Origin of the sequence: Mesorhizobium sp. M6A.T.Cr.TU.016.01.1.1, from assembly GCF_003952585.1 — a bacterium.
Lineage (GTDB): Bacteria > Pseudomonadota > Alphaproteobacteria > Rhizobiales > Rhizobiaceae > Mesorhizobium > Mesorhizobium mediterraneum.
In genome coordinates this window covers 2403642-2418443 of sequence record NZ_CP034452.1, presented here as the reverse complement: position 1 = coordinate 2418443, position 14802 = coordinate 2403642, and the positions used below count along the sequence as shown (strand labels likewise).

16 protein-coding genes are annotated in these 14802 nt (G+C 64.3%); 4 read left to right on the top strand and 12 right to left on the bottom strand.

All coding sequences use genetic code 11. The annotated features are described in order from the left end of the window. The first annotated feature begins 1 nt into the window (after position 1). On the top strand, positions 2 to 829 hold the full coding sequence (locus tag EJ075_RS11505; protein WP_126104422.1) for an alpha/beta hydrolase: 828 nt from the start codon (positions 2 to 4) through the stop codon (positions 827 to 829). Continuing rightward, complete coding sequence (locus EJ075_RS11500) at positions 826 to 2268, top strand: amidase (protein WP_126104421.1); 1443 nt, start codon at positions 826 to 828, stop codon at positions 2266 to 2268. The genes EJ075_RS11505 and EJ075_RS11500 overlap by 4 nt, the downstream gene beginning before the upstream one ends. A gap of 2 nt (positions 2269 to 2270) precedes the next feature. On the opposite strand, the gene arsK is transcribed toward EJ075_RS11500, so the two are convergent. The 12 genes from arsK to EJ075_RS11440 form a co-directional block, all read right to left on the bottom strand. Further along, positions 2271 to 3506, bottom strand: a complete 1236-nt coding sequence (gene arsK, locus EJ075_RS11495) for an arsenite efflux MFS transporter ArsK (RefSeq protein ID WP_126104420.1) — start codon at positions 3504 to 3506, stop codon at positions 2271 to 2273. Then, a complete protein-coding gene (locus tag EJ075_RS11490; protein WP_126104419.1) occupies positions 3503 to 4939 on the bottom strand; it encodes an NAD(P)-binding domain-containing protein in 1437 nt (478 codons plus the stop codon). Before EJ075_RS11490 ends, arsK begins: the two co-directional genes overlap by 4 nt. Before the next feature lie 50 nt (positions 4940 to 4989). Beyond that, positions 4990 to 5310, bottom strand: a complete 321-nt coding sequence (locus EJ075_RS11485) for a metalloregulator ArsR/SmtB family transcription factor (RefSeq protein ID WP_095485005.1) — start codon at positions 5308 to 5310, stop codon at positions 4990 to 4992. Positions 5311 to 5459: 149 nt separating this feature from the next. Continuing rightward, positions 5460 to 6152, bottom strand: a complete 693-nt coding sequence (gene arsH / locus EJ075_RS11480; RefSeq protein ID WP_164547274.1) for an arsenical resistance protein ArsH — start codon at positions 6150 to 6152, stop codon at positions 5460 to 5462. A 28-nt stretch (positions 6153 to 6180) separates the two neighbouring features. After that, positions 6181 to 6603: an arsenate reductase (glutaredoxin) gene (gene arsC, locus EJ075_RS11475; protein WP_095485004.1), complete on the bottom strand. Its 423-nt coding sequence runs from the start codon at positions 6601 to 6603 to the stop codon at positions 6181 to 6183. Continuing rightward, positions 6600 to 7289 (bottom strand): MIP/aquaporin family protein, encoded by a 690-nt coding sequence (locus tag EJ075_RS11470; protein ID WP_095485003.1) that lies wholly within the window; start codon positions 7287 to 7289, stop codon positions 6600 to 6602. Before EJ075_RS11470 ends, arsC begins: the two co-directional genes overlap by 4 nt. A 2-nt stretch (positions 7290 to 7291) precedes the next feature. Beyond that, positions 7292 to 7798 (bottom strand): arsenate reductase ArsC, encoded by a 507-nt coding sequence (locus EJ075_RS11465; RefSeq protein WP_095485002.1) that lies wholly within the window; start codon positions 7796 to 7798, stop codon positions 7292 to 7294. Between the two features lie 9 nt (positions 7799 to 7807). After that, complete coding sequence (locus EJ075_RS11460) at positions 7808 to 8140, bottom strand: helix-turn-helix transcriptional regulator (protein ID WP_095485001.1); 333 nt, start codon at positions 8138 to 8140, stop codon at positions 7808 to 7810. A 151-nt stretch (positions 8141 to 8291) separates the two neighbouring features. Then, complete coding sequence (locus tag EJ075_RS11455) at positions 8292 to 9266, bottom strand: energy transducer TonB (RefSeq protein ID WP_095485000.1); 975 nt, start codon at positions 9264 to 9266, stop codon at positions 8292 to 8294. Continuing rightward, positions 9266 to 9724 (bottom strand): TonB system transport protein ExbD, encoded by a 459-nt coding sequence (gene exbD, locus EJ075_RS11450; protein WP_095484999.1) that lies wholly within the window; start codon positions 9722 to 9724, stop codon positions 9266 to 9268. The genes EJ075_RS11455 and exbD overlap by 1 nt, the downstream gene beginning before the upstream one ends. Before the next feature lie 15 nt (positions 9725 to 9739). Beyond that, positions 9740 to 10702 carry a tonB-system energizer ExbB gene (gene exbB / locus EJ075_RS11445; RefSeq protein ID WP_095485132.1) on the bottom strand — a complete coding sequence of 321 codons (963 nt, stop codon included), beginning with the start codon at positions 10700 to 10702 and terminating at the stop codon, positions 9740 to 9742. 28 nt (positions 10703 to 10730) lie between these two features. Beyond that, positions 10731 to 11522 carry an ATP-binding cassette domain-containing protein gene (locus tag EJ075_RS11440; protein WP_164547083.1) on the bottom strand — a complete coding sequence of 264 codons (792 nt, stop codon included), beginning with the start codon at positions 11520 to 11522 and terminating at the stop codon, positions 10731 to 10733. Between the two features lie 231 nt (positions 11523 to 11753). On the opposite strand from EJ075_RS11440, the gene EJ075_RS11435 reads away from it, so the two are divergent. Continuing rightward, positions 11754 to 13913, top strand: coding sequence for a TonB-dependent siderophore receptor (locus EJ075_RS11435; protein ID WP_245458141.1), 2160 nt, complete (start codon positions 11754 to 11756; stop codon positions 13911 to 13913). Between the two features lie 7 nt (positions 13914 to 13920). Continuing rightward, on the top strand, positions 13921 to 14802 hold the full coding sequence (locus tag EJ075_RS11430) for an ABC transporter substrate-binding protein (protein WP_245329836.1): 882 nt from the start codon (positions 13921 to 13923) through the stop codon (positions 14800 to 14802).

Genomic DNA, 14802 nt, shown 5'->3' with positions numbered 1-14802 from the left:
AATGCAGGACGGATGGGCCGGCCGCAAGCGAAGTGTCGCTATCGGCGGGACCGCCATGGCCTATATCGAGATCGGCGGCGCCGAGCCGCCGCTTGTCCTCATCCACGGCTTTACCGACACGAGCCGCAGTTTTTCCCTGCTCGTCCCTTATCTGGAAGGCCGCCGCCTTATCATCCCGGACCTGCGCGGGCACGGCGCCTCGCAGGCCGGGACGAGCGGCCTCGGGCCGGCCGATTTCGCCGAAGACCTTGCCGCGCTCATTGCCAGGCTGCAGCTCGTTCGGCCGGTTCTGGTGGGACATTCGCTGGGCAGCATAATTGCCATCGAAACGGTCTCACGGCATCCGGCTTTGGCCGGCGGGCTGGTGCTGCTTGCGGGCACGCTGCAGCCCGCAATCCCCGATGCCCATCCGATGGTCGTCGGGGTGCAATCGCTGCGCGACCCGATATCGCCGACGGACCCGTTCTATGCCTATTGGCACGCCTGCAAGGCGGATGTTCCAAGCGACTTCCTCGCAATGGCGGCGGCGGAGGCGTCGACCATGCCAGCGCCGCGCTGGCGCGCCATACTGGAGCAGGTGCGCCGCACCGATCTGACGGTGGCTGCGCAAGGCGTCAAGGTCGATACGTTGATCGTAAACGGCGGGCGCGACCCGCTGTTCGACAGTATGCATCGGCAGCGGCTGGTGGAAGCCTTTCCCACCGCCGCAGTCGTCGAAACCGCCGATTGTGGCCACAACCCGCACTGGGAGAATCCGGCTCTGATCGCCCAGCTGATCTCTGCACATTTTCCGGCACACAAAGAGCCGAGGCAAATGAGCCAGCCATGAAACTGCAGGAATATGCGGCGCTCGACGCCGTTGCGCTGTCCGAACATGTTCGCTCCGGCGACCTGTCCGCCACTGAGGTGGTCGAGGCGGCAATCGAGGCGACTGCAAAGATCAATCCTGTCCTCAATGCAGTGACCCTGGTCGATGCCGAAGGCGCTCGTTCCGGCGCAAGGAGCCTGGACCGGAACTCACGTTTAGCCGGCGTTCCTTTTCTCATAAAGGATACCGGTATCCACACGGCGGACTGGCCGACAACGCATTCCTCCGCCTATTTCAGGGATGCCGCGCCCAAGCCCGATAGCGAGATCGTTCGGCGATGGCGGACGGCCGGCCTGGTCTTCCTGGGAAAAACGAACACGCCGGAATATGCCAACGACTTCGTGACCGAGCCGGCCTTCCGCGGGTCGACACTCAATCCCTGGGATCTGACGATCACGGCTGGCGGGTCAAGCGGCGGGGCTGCCGCCGCCGTCGCGAGCGGCATGGTGCCGGTAGCGCATGGCTCCGATATCGGCGGATCGATCCGCGTGCCGGCGGCCTGCTGCGGCTTGTTCGGCCTAAAACCTTCCCGCGCCCTTAATCCTGTCGGCCCTTACCGCAGCGAGGTCGGAGCCGGGCTCCATGCCGAAAACGTGCTTTCGCGTACGGTCCGCGACAGCGCCGCCATGCTGGATATGACCGCCGGCCCGGAACTGGGGGCGCCTTACCGCGTGTCCAGATCCGTGCCCTCCTATTTCGACTGGCTGCGCACGCCGAGCGAACGCCTGCGCATCGCCTGCTTGGGACGGCGACCAGACGGCACTGACATCGCGCCCGAAATCAAGGCCCGGTTTCTGGAAGCCATGGCGCTGCTCGAGGAGCTGGGGCACGACATGGAGGAAGCATCGTTCCCAACCGAGGTCGATTGCGGCGACGGCTGGAGCCTCCTTTGGATGTCGGAGATTGGCCTGACCATCCGGGAACGAGCCGGTGAGATCGGCCGCATGCCGGAAAACGGTGAAATCGAGCGACTGAGCCGCCACGCGCTGGAACGCTTCGAACAAGCCTCGGCGGCCGATTACCTCGATGCGCAGAGTTGCGCCCATCGGGCATCCTTCGCCATGGCGAGGAAATTCGATCGGTTCGATCTGATCATGACGCCGACCACGGCCGAATTGCCGCCCCGCCTGGGCGAAATCAACGGCAACGGCGCGCATTTCGACTATGAGGAATGGGCAAACAGGGCCTACGGATTCGCGCCCTTTACCGAGATCTTCAACGTCACCGGGCAGCCCGCCGCCAGTCTTCCGCTCTTTCAGTCCGAGGGCGGCGTGCCGATCGGCATCCAGCTCGTTGCCCGCCAGAATGAGGATCGCCGGCTGCTTCGCATTGCCCATGAGCTGGAGCAGGTAACGCAATGGCCGACGCGGCATCCGCCGATCTGGGCGGGGGAGTGTTAGGATCAGCTGCTATTGGCGTTCACAAGAGGGATCGCAGCCCCAAGAGGCTGCCGCCTGATCAGAATGATTGCCGAGAAAGCCAGTATGCCGAGCATGCCGACCGCTGCGGCCAGCCAGAGCGATGGTTGGACGCCCATGCCTGCCATCGCCATGGCGAGGGCAAATGGTGCAAGTGCCGACGAGAACTGACGCGCCGCCGTCACCCAGCCGAGCCGGGCGCCGTAACGCTCCCGCCCGAACAATTCCAGGGGCAGCGTGCCGCCGACGATGCTGGCGAGGCCCGAGCCCAATCCAAACAGGATGACGAAGGCGATGGCTCCAGGCACCGATGGTGTCGTCGCCAGCAGCACGACAAGGCCGAGCGGCAGCAAGGTCGCGCCGATGACCGCGAGCCAGGTCTGCGCCAGCCGGCCGCCGAACAGCATGTTGATGAGCCGGCTCGCCACCTGGGACGGCCCGAAAAGCGTGGTGACGACGAGCCCGGCGGAGCCAAGCCCGAGCGCCGTCGTCAGCGGCACCATGTGAACGAGGATCGAGGACAGCACGAAGCCCTCGAGCGCGAAGCCGCCAAGCATGAGCAGAAACACTCTGCTGCGGTCGCCCGAGGCAATCGCACCGCCTGCCGGCCCGATCGCCGCAGGTGTCGCCGAAGCGCTTTCATCTGTCCGATGCGACAGCCGCGCCAGCCAGGCATGGATGGGCAGGCAGATGGCGACATTGATGCCGGCAAAGACCAGGTAGACCTCGCGCCAGGTCAGGTATTCGTGCAGTGCCGCCGTCAACGGCCAGAACAGCGTGGAGGCGAAGCCGGCGATCAGCGTCAGATGGGTGATGCTGCGCTGCGCCTTGGCTCCGCCGATCTGGACAATCGCGACGAAAGCGGCGCTGTAGAGCACGAAGGCGGACGCCAGCTCCATCGTCATCAGCGCCAAAACGAAGGTCACCCGACCGGGTGCTACCGCGCAAGCGACAAGCGCTGCCGCCGCGGCTGCCGAGCCAAAGGTCATCACCCGGCCGGCGCCGAAACGATCGGCCCAGCGCCCGGCTGTCGGCGCAAACAGGCCACCCACCAGCAGCGACGCCGACAAGGCGCCGAAAACCCATTGCTCCGGCCAGGCGAACTCGAGCGCGATCGACGGCACCAGGATGCTGAAACTGTAATAGAGCGTGCCGTAGCCGATGATCTGCGTCAGCCCCAACGCCCAGAGTGCCGCAGCCGGGATCTTCCGGTCGTTCATTGAGCGGCATCCGCGATCTCGAGGTCGCCGCTGCGCGCGGCGATCTCTTGCGTGCTGCCGCAGCCGCACCCAGACTTGCCGCTCGCTTTTGCCTTGGCGTCGTCGACACAGCAGGCGTCGACAGAAGCCGGCGCCGGTCCGCCGCAGCAGCCCTGGGACGACGTGCCTGAAAGTGATACCGGCACGGTGCAGACGCCGGTCTCGGGCAACACCAGCTGCACGGCATCGGCCGCAGCCATATCGCCGGCGAGCGCCGCGGCGACCGAGCGGACCTGCTCGTAGCCAGTCAGCAGCAGGAACGTCGGCGCCCGGCCATAGCTTTTGACGCCGACCGTGTAGAAATCGGGCTCGGGGTGGCTGAGCTCCCGGTGACCATGCGGCGGGACATCGCCGCAGGAGTGTTCATTGGGGTCGATGAGCGGCCCGAGCGCCTTGACGCCTTCGAGCCACGGATCGAGGTCCAGCCGAAGCTCCCGGGTCAATCCGAGATCGGGGCGCTGACCGGTCGCGGCGATAATCCGGTCGACGGGGCCGAGCGTGCGCAATCCGTCTTTTGTCTGCCCTTTGACCACCAGACGGCCGTCGATCTCGCGAATGGCAACTGTGGCAAAGCCCGTCGCCAGCCGCACGCGTCCGCTCTCGGCGAGATGCCGGACATCCGAACCAAGCTCGCCCCGCGCCGGCAGGGCGTCGGCATCGCCGCCGCCATAGATGCGGACAAGATCGGTGCTGCGCGTCACCCATAATGCCGAGGTGCCCGGCTCGGTTTCCGCGAGCCTGTCCAGTTCCAGCAGGGCGTTAGCGGCGGAATGGCCGGCGCCCACCACCAATGTCGTGCGACCTGCATAGACGTGACGGTCGCGGCCGAGAACATCCGGGATGCCGTAGGCGATGCGATCTCCGAATTCCCTCTCACCTTCGGCCGGCAAGCCGCCGGCACCGACCGGATTCGGCGTCTGCCATGTGCCGGACGCGTCGATGACGGCACGGGCGCTGTCCCGACGCGTGCCCGCACCCGTTTCGACCAGAAGCATGAACGGCCGCGTCTCTCGCGCTCTGCTCAGAACCTTGTCGGCTCCCCACCGGGAAATGGCGACAACGCGGGCATTGGTCTCGATCGACGGCGCCAGTTCGGAAAGCTTTGCGAGCGGCGCGAGATATTGGTCGACGATCTCATCGGCGGTGGGGAATGCCTCGGGCTCCGGCATTTGCCATCCGTGGCTCTCGAGAAGTTTTCGGGCGACCGCATCGACACAATAGCGCCACGGCGTGAAAACCCGCACATGGCCCCAATCCAGAAGGTTCGAGCCGACCGCGGAACCCGCCTCGTAAACCCTGACCGGAAGGCCGCGGCTGACAAGTTGGGCCGCTGCGGCCAGACCGACAGGTCCGCCGCCGATGATGGCGACCGGGAGATTACTATTGGGAGCCATGACGCACCTTCTATGCTTCTAGGACTATAGAAATATTGGCCAAAAAAGAGTTACGCAGCCGCCTCGCCGACCGCCGGACCGCATGCAGCGTCGGCACAACATTCGTCGGCAAGAAAGCCGAGCAGATCGTTCATGACGGGGTAATTGGCACGGCAGATCAAGGTCGTTGCCTGGCGCTCCTGGGTGACCAGGCCGGTCAGGATAAGCCGGTGCAGATGGTGCGACAGGGTCGACGCAGCGATGCCGAGGGTTTCCTGCAGATAACCGACGGGTCGCCCGGTTTCGCCTGCCCTCACCAGCGTGCGATAGAGATTCAACCGCGTTGGATTGCCGAGCGCCTCGAGCTGTTTTGCTGCTTGTTCGAGTTTCATGGAAATAAGGTAGCGCCGGAAATACGTGGCGTCAACCCTATTTCGAAAATTCTCGAATTAGTCGTATACCGGTATCCAACCACGATCGCTTGTGAGACCGATCAGGATAATCCTGCATCCGGCTACGACGCCGAAGAGCGGCAATCACCTCAGATCGACCGCTGACTGACCCGTTTGGCAACCTCTTCAGCGCTTTCGACGCGCTCGGAATAACGGTCCGTGAGATAGGCGGATCGATCACGCAGGAGCAGCGTGAACTTCATCAGCTCCTCCATCACATCGACGATCCGGTTATAGTACGGTGACGGCTTCATGCGGCCAGCCTCGTCGAACTCATTGAAAGCCTTGGCCACCGACGACTGGTTGGGGATGGTGACCATCCGCATCCAGCGGCCGAGGATACGAAGCTGGTTGACGGCGTTGAAGCTCTGCGAGCCGCCGGAAACCTGCATCACCGCGAGCGTGCGGCCTTGCGTCGTCCTGACGCCGCCAGCCGAGAGCGGCAGCCAATCGATCTGCGCCTTCATGACTCCCGTCATCGAGCCATGCCGCTCGGGCGAGCACCAGACCTGCGCTTCCGACCAGACCGACAGGTTTCGCAGCTCCTGGACTTTGGCGTGGTCGGCCGACGTCGAATCCGGCAGCGGCAGGCCAGCGGGATTGTAGATGCGCACCTCGGCGCCCAGGCGACGCAAGATGCGAGCGGCTTCCTCCGTCGCCAGCCGGGAGTAGGACCGCTCGCGCAGCGAGCCGTAGAGCATCAGCACGCGAGGCTTGTGGATCGACCGCGGCACGTCGAGCAGCGCCTGCAGGTCGATCGGCCGGAACTGGTCTTCGTCCACGTTCGGCAAGGAATCTTCGGGTATCTGGTCAGGCAACGCGCTTGCCCTGCTCGTCGATGACGACTTCGCCGTCTTCCTTGGTGAACGGCCCGATATCCGGGTTGGGCAGGATGTCGAGAACCGCTTCGGACGGCCGTGCGAGCATGGTGCCGAGCGGCGTGACGACAATCGGCCGGTTGATCAGGATCGGATGCTTCAGCATGAAATCGACGATCTCGTCGTCGGTCCATTTGGGATCGCCGAGATTGAGCTCGGCGTACGGCGTGCCCTTCTCGCGCAGCAATTCGCGCGGCGTCATCCCCATCGCCGCGATCAGCTCGACCAGCCGTTCGCGCGACGGCGGGTTCTTCAGATACTCGATCACCTCAGGCTCTTCACCCGACTGCCTGATGATGGCGAGCGTGTTGCGCGAGGTGCCGCAGTCGGGGTTGTGATAGATGGTGATAGTCATTTCGCGGCTCTCATCTGTCTGATTGGTTTAGGCTCGGTGAGCAGCCATCCTGCCAAGGCCATGGCAAGCAGCGCGCCCAGAAGTTCGGCGACGATAAACGCCGGCAAATCCATCGGCCGGATGCCCGCGAATGTGTTGGAAACCGCCCGCGCAATGGCGACCGCTGGATTGGCAAACGACGTCGAAGCCGTGAACCAATAGGCCGCGGTGATGTAGAGCCCGACGAGCCAAGGGATGGACTCCGAACGGAAGCGAAGGCCCGCAAGAATGGTGAAGACCAGACCAAAGGCGGCCACCAATTCGGCAATCCATTGTCCGTTTCCGGTCCGCACGGTTTGGGAGATCTGAAAAATCGGCAGTTCGAACATGGCGTGCGCCAGCAACGTTCCAGCGACGCCGCCGACAATCTGGGCCACGATATAGGCCAAAGCCGTGGTCGCGTCGATTTCGCGCCTCAGCGCAAAAACCAGCGTCACTGCCGGATTGAAATGCGCCCCGGAAATCGGTCCGAGTATGGTGATCAGCACCACCAGGATCGCTCCGGTCGGCAAGGTATTGCCGAGCAAGGCAAGACCCGCATCATCCGTCAGCCTGTCGGCCATGATGCCGGACCCGACGACCGTCGCGACTAGCATTGCCGTGCCGAGCGCTTCCGCGACAATGCGACGGGGCAGGTCAGCCGCCATGGTTAGCCCACTTTCGGCAGATCGCGGCCAATTTCATCCAGCCGTTTCTGCAGGGCGAGCTTGTCGATCGTGTTCATCGGCAGGCTGACAAAGATCGAGATCCGATTGTTGAGCATGCGGTAAGCTTCGGCAAAGGCCAGGTGCTTTTCGGCGTCCGTGCCGTCCACGGCGGCCGGGTCGGGCACGCCCCAATGCGCCGTCATCGGCTGCCCCGGCCAGACCGGGCACGATTCATTGGCCGCGTTGTCGCAGACGGTGAAAACGAAATTCATCTCGGGCGCACCGGGAGCTGCGAATTCCTGCCAGTCTTTCGAACGGGCGAAGGACGTGTCGTGGTTGAGGGTTTTCAAAAGCTGGAGCGCGTAGGGATGGACCTCTCCCTTCGGGCGCGATCCGGCCGAATAGGCCCTGAACTTGCCGGCGCCGACACGGTTCAGAATCGCCTCGGCGAGGATCGACCTTGCCGAATTGCCGGTGCACAGGAAAAGAACGTTGTATGGCTCACTCATGGCGTCCTTCTAACAGTTGCAGGTCACCGCCTGGATGACCGGCTGGCAGAGCTCCGGCGCACCGTTGCAGCAATCCTCCATGAGATAGGCAAGCAGATCGCGAAAGCCGGTCATGTCGGCGACGTAGCGGATTGTCCGGCCGTCGCGCTCTGCGCGCACGAGGCCGGCATGGTCGAGAACCTTCAGATGCGCCGACATTGTGTTTTGCACCGTACCGAGGCGCGAGGCGATCTCGCCAGCGGGAACACCATCTGCGCCCGCCCGGACCAGCAGGCGAAACACTTCGAGCCTGGTGTCCTGGCCAAGCGCTGCCAATGCGAGAAGAGCGGTGTTCTTGTCCATGTATCCTAGAATCCGGAATTATGGATGTATATGGCCGGCATATGACAGTGAGATGACGATTGATAGTCAAAAATCGTCTTTGCGGACTGCAATGGTCCGCATCCGGCAAAGACGACCTGGATCCGGAAGAACCGGTCCTCGGTCGTGCTGCCTAGTTGCGCAGGTTGAACACGAAGGGCGCCGTGCGACTTATCCGCGAGCCGAGTTCTGGCGGCGGCGTCGGCACTTTGGCACCTTGCAGCGCGCTGAGCGCCGCACGATCGAGGTCGGCATCGCCGGAGGAACGAGCCAGCCGGGCGGATAGGACTCGGCCGGATCCGTCGACCGTAAAGGTGACTTGCGGACTACCCTCCGCGCGCCGGGCTTTCGCCGCCCTCGGATAATCCGTGTGCCGCCTGATCCATGCACCCAGGCGCGAGTCCCACTTGGATGAGTCGCCGCGTCTCGAGGCCGCCGCTTTGGCCGATTTCGGTGCGGCCGCCCTGGTTGCGGGCTTCGCAGCGACACTGGCCGTTGTCCGGGGCGGTGCGGCTTTCTCCTTTTTCGGGCGCTGTCTGGCCTCTTTGACTGGTTTCTTCGCCTTGACCTCAGCCGGCTCCTTCACCTTCGCCTGCTTCTTTGGCTTGGCCTCGACGGGTTTGTCGACCGGTTTCGGCTGAGGCAGCGGAATGACCACGTCCGGCGTGACGGCCTCGGCAATATCAGGCACGACCTCCTCGAGCGGCGGCTGGTCGACCCGTTCCGCCACGGTCGGCGGGGTGGGCTCGATTGCATCGGCCGGAGCGGTTTCCGACGGCTCGACGACCGGCTCTGCCTGCTCGACGGGCGGTTCGGGCGGAGGCTCCGTTTCGGCTATCTCGGGCTCCTCGGCCGGATCCGGCTGATCGGGCGTCACCTCGTCCGGTATCGGGGCCGGCATGGCCGGCGTGAACGCCATCGGCGACAATTCGATCAGCTGCGCCTGCGGCGGCCCGCCATCGGGCGCGGCCGGCCGCCAGCCCTGCATCGCATAGCCGATAGCGGCATGCGCCACCAGAACCAGCGCAGCCGCGCCCGCCCACCATGCCATCTCACGCATGCCGAAGCGGCGCTGATCGGCCATAGGCAGGGCGGCCGCCGGCGACATTATTGGCCCGTTCCGTCTTGCGGCGCCGCGGCATCGCCGGGCAGCGTCTCGAGGCCGACCAGCGCGATCTTCAGATAGCCGGCGCCGCGCAAAAGGTTCATCACCTCCATCAGATCGCCATAGCCGACCGCCTTGTCGGCACGCAGGAAGATGCGCGTCTGCCTGTCGCCTTTTGTCCTGCCGACGAGCGTGGCGGCGAAAGTTTCGCGCGGCACGGTATCGTTGCCGATTGCCAGGCTGAGATCATCTTTTAGCGTCAGGAACAGCGGCGTCTCCGGCCGGGGAGCCGGCGTCGCGGTCGAGCCGGGCAGGTCGACATTGACGTCCACCGTCGCCAGCGGTGCCGCGACCATGAAGATGATCAGCAGGACCAGGATCACGTCGATGAACGGCGTGACGTTGATCTCGTGGTTTTCCTCGAGATCGCCGTCGATGTTCTCTCGAATTCTAGCCGCCATGGCGTCGCTCCGTGTTCATTCCGCGGCCATCGACTTTGCCGGCGCGACCGTGCGGAAATCGAGATCCCGGCTGACCAGCCGTTCGACCCCCGCCGACGCATCGGCAAGGATCTGCCTGTAGCCGGCTATCGATCGCGCAAAGACGTTGTAGATGACCACCGCCGGGATCGCCGCGACAAGGCCCATCGCGGTGGCCAGCAAGGCCTCTGCAATGCCCGGGGCAACGACCGCGAGATTGGTGGTCTGCGCCTGCGAGATGCCGATGAAGGCGTTCATGATGCCCCAGACGGTGCCGAAAAGGCCGACAAACGGCGCGGTCGAGCCTATCGTCGCCAGCACGCCGGTGCCGCGCGACATGCGCCGCGCCGCCGCCGCCTCGATGCGCGACAGTCGCGAGGTGACCCGTTCCTTCAGCCCGTCGCCGGACACATGGTCGAGCGAGCCGGCCGAAAGCGCTGCCTCTTCCTCCGCCGCCCGCACCAGCAGGGCGCCAGGACCACCATTGTGGCCAAGCGCGCGCCCGGCCTGGTTCAGCGTGGCGGCATTGCCGATGGCTTGTGCCGCGCGGCGTGCGCGCAGCTTGCCGCCAAGGATCTCCAGCGACTTGGCCAGCCATATCGTCCAGGTGACGAAGGACGCGAATGCCAGCCCGATCATCACCGCTTTCACGACGATGTCGGCTGCCATGAACATGCCCCATGGCGACAGATCATGCGGCAGGGTCAGGGACGTCGCCGCCGAAGGACCAGTCTCGATGGGTGTGGTCTGGGTGGGCGTGGTCACGCCGGGCTGCGTCACCTGCGGCACGACGGCGTTTGGCGCGGCCTCCGCCGGCGGCGCGGGAGCGGGCGCCTCGATCGCCGGAGCCGCGCCCGGTTGCTCCTGGGCGGCCGTGCCCGGTTGCTCCTGGGCGGCAGTGCCGCCGGCCGACAGGATGACGGATGCGACCAACGCGGCGAACAAACCATGTCTGGACAAGGGCTTCTTCCTCATTCTCACAGTGGCCTCATTGCACATAGCCGATGGGCTGGCCGGTGACGGGGTGCGCGAACACACCCATTTCGACACCGAAAATTCCTTTGAGCACGTCGCCCTGCATGATCTGGTCCGGCGTGCCGCGCGTCAGCAGCCTGCCATCCTTCAGCGCGATCAGTTCGTCGCAGTAGCGCGCCGCCATATTGGGATCGTGCAGCACCACGACGACGCACAGATCGCGTTTGCGGCTAAGAGCCCTGACCAGCCCCAGCACCTCGACCTGATGGGCGATGTCGAGCGCCGAGATCGGCTCGTCGAGCAGCATGACGCCGGCATTTTGCGCCACCAGCATGGCCAGCCATGCGCGCTGGCGCTCGCCGCCGGACAATTCGTCCACCAGCCGGTCGGTGAAGTCAGCCATGTCGGTCAGGACAAGCGCCTCGTCGACATGGCGCCTGTCCTCATGCCCGAAGCGGCCGAGCGCGCCATGCCAGGGATAGCGCCCGAGCGTCGCCAATTCGCGCACGGTGAGACCGGTCGCCGCCGGCGTCGTCTGCGGCAGATAGGCGAGCGCGCGGGCGAGCTCGCGCGCGCCCCACTGCACCAGCGGCCGCTGCGCGAAGGTGATGCCGCCCGAGCTTGCCGGCTGCTGGCGCGCCAAGAGCTTGATCAGCGTCGACTTGCCCGAGCCGTTGTGCCCGATCAGCCCATAGACGCGCGAGCGTTGCAGCTCGAGTGTGACAGGACCGAGCAGCGTCCGCTCGCCGACAGCAAAGCGCACCGCATCGACATGGAAGGCAGTCTGGGCATGTGTTCCAGCCACGGTGTTGGCCTCTCTTCGGCTTCGCGCGCGCATTTCCGAAATCGGTTTCGGCAATCCGGTTTTCGGCGCCGATGCCCGGTTGACTATGAAACATGACTTTACTAGTCAACAATGAAGATGACTTTTTGAGTCAACAAAATGTCGTGACGCGCCGGATCTGCGTCGAAATTCGAAAAAGTAGGGCTGGCCGAGATGGTGAGTGGTTCTGGTCGCGGAAGAATCCGGTATGAAATGCCTGCGCGCCGAAACCTGCTGATCGCGGCGATGTCGCTGCCTGTGCTGCTTGGCGGCGGCCATGCCGTCGCGCAGGAGGCGACCACCACTCTCGACCCGATCAATGTCCAGGAACGCGTCGAAAGCGCCTTTGGAACGGTCGACGGCTATGTCGCCACCCAGGGCTCCACCGCCACCAAGACCGACACCCCGCTGATCGAGACGCCGCAGTCGATATCGGTCGTCACCAGAGACCAGATGGAAGCGCAGGCGGTGGACAGCCTGAACAGCGCGCTGCGTTATACTCCAGGCGCCAGCGGCAATCTCTACGGCACCGACAATCGTGGCCACGGCTTGCAGATGCGCGGCATTTCGAACTCCAGCGGCGTCTTCTACAAGGACGGGCTGCAGCTCAAAGAAAGCAATTTCACGCTGTTCACCGCGCTCGATTCCTACGGCGCCGAACGCTACGAAATCCTGCGCGGGCCGGCGTCGGTTCTTTACGGCCAGGCAAGTCCTGGCGGCATCATCAATTACGTCAGCAAACGCCCGACCGAGGAGAACCTCCGCGAGGTCGAGTTCGGCGCCGGGAGCTTCAACCGCTATGAAGGAAAGTTCGATTTCAGCGGCGCAGTCAACGCCGACAAGTCGCTGCTGTTCCGCCTCACCGGCGCCGCCCATATGGGCGACACCCAGACAGATTTCGTCAAGGACGACCGCATCTTCATCGCCCCGGCGCTGACCTGGCAGCCGGATGCCGATACCAGCCTGACGATACTCGCTAATTATCAGCGCGATCGCTCCGGCTGGGCGATGCAGTACCTACCGGCATACGGCACGATCAGGCCGGGTAAGGACGGGAAATATCTGCCGAACAGCATGTTCGTCGGCGAACCGGACTTCGACACCTACAACAATGACCAGGCGTCGATCGGTTACGAGTTCGATCACCGCTTCAACGAGACATGGCAGGTTCGCCAGCATGCCCGCTATGTTTATCTGAAGCACTATGAGGAAGGCGTCTTCGGAGGCGGGCTTCTGAATGATGAGGGCGACTATTCCCGCTATGCCGATGCCGGCGGCACCAGGCTCAGCGGCGTGACCATCGACAACCAAGCGCAAGCCGATTTCGATACCGGGCCGCTCGCCCACACGCTGCTCATTGGCCTCGACTACAAGCGCTACACCTATCGCGACGATGCCTCCAGCAACGATATGATCGGCGACGATTTCAATATTTTCGACCCGGTCTATGGCTACCCGGTCGGCGAAATGACGCCCTATACAGACACCGACACGACTCAATCGCAGGTCGGCCTCTATGCGCAGGACCAGATCAAGCTGGGCAACTGGCGGCTGACGCTCGGCGGACGCCAGGACTGGGCGGACTCGAAAGTCTACGACAATCTGGCCGGCGCTTTCGATCCCCGCCAGAAGGACAACGCCTTCACCAGCCGCGCCGGCCTGCTTTATCTCGCCGACAACGGCCTTGCCCCTTATGTCAGCTATTCCGAATCGTTCCAGCCGGTGTCCGGCCCCGACAGCAACGGCAATCCCCTCGTCCCCGAAACCGGCAAGCAGTACGAAATCGGCCTGAAATATCAGCCGGTCGGCTGGAACTCCTTCGTCACCGTTTCGGCCTTCGACCTGACCCGGCAGAATGTCGTGCGCTATGACGGCGTTGGCCGACCCGACGACATCTTCCAGACCGGCGAGATCCGCTCGCGCGGCATCGAGCTGGAAGGCGTTGCGAGCCTTGATTCCGGCTTCGACCTCAGGGCGGCCTACACCTATCTCGACACCGAGATCACCAGTCCGACCAGCATCAACGGGGATGGAACGAGCAACCAGGGCAACACGCCTTTCGGCGTGCCGACACACGCGGCCTCGCTGTGGGCGAACTACACTGTCGGCAGCGGCAGGCTGGAGGGCCTCGGGCTCGGCGCCGGCATCCGCTATGTCGGCTCGACCTACGGCGACGACGCCAATACGTTCAAGGTGCCGGCCGTCACGCTCGTCGATGCCGCGCTCCACTACAAATGGCAGAGCGCCGAGCTGAACCTCAATGTCAGCAATCTGTTCGACAAGCGCTATGTCGCCTCCTGCTTCGCAGAAAGCTTCGGCTGCTTTTATGGCGAGGGGCGCCGGATCAAGGGCTCGGTGAAGTACACATGGTGACCCTCGCGTGCAGGCCCGGACCCAATTGGCACCCCTGACGCGGCGCCGATGCCTTGCCGGCCTGGCCGCGACGAGCCTCGGTCTGCGCGGCGATCTGGCGCGTGCGGCACCGCCGCCGCGGATCGCCTGCCTCGAATGGACCTCGGCCGAGATGGTCATCTCGCTCGGCATCGGGCCAGTCGCGGTCGCCGACGTCAAGGGTTACCGCGACTGGGTCGTGGGTCCGGCTCTTCCCGCCGGCTGCATCGATCTCGGCTCGCGCGGCGAGCCCAATCTCGAGCTGCTCCTGGAACTCAAGCCCGACCTGATCACCGGCGCCTATGGCTTCGGGCTCGACGAAGCTCCGTTCAAGCGGATCGCGCCAGTGCACACCGTGCCCTTCTACGACGGTGCCGAAGCGCCTTATCGCCAGGCCGAAATTGAAACGCTGAAGCTTGGCTCGCAGCTCGGCCGCGAGGCTGAGGCGCAGCGGCTTATCCAGGAGACGGCGGCGGCAATCGCCCAGATCAGGGCACAATTGGCAGGACGGGCAAAGCAGCCGCTCGCTGTGGTCAGCATGTTCGACGACCGCCACGTCCGTGTTTACGGCAAGGGCGGTCTGTTCCAGGACGTGCTCGACAGGCTGAGCCTCACCAATGCCTGGACGGCGCCGACCGATGGTTGGGGGTTTTCCATGCTGGGCATCGAAGAGCTGGTTGCGATCGGCGAGGCTCGCGTGATTTCCCTCGATCCGATCCCGCCGCATGTGAAGATCAGGATCGACCAAAGCAGCCTCTGGGCGAATCTTCCCTGCGTCAAAGCCGGCAACGTAAGGACAATCCCGCCGGTATGGCCGTTTGGCGGACTTGCCGCCGCTGCCCGTTTTGCAAATTTGCTGGTCCGGGCATGA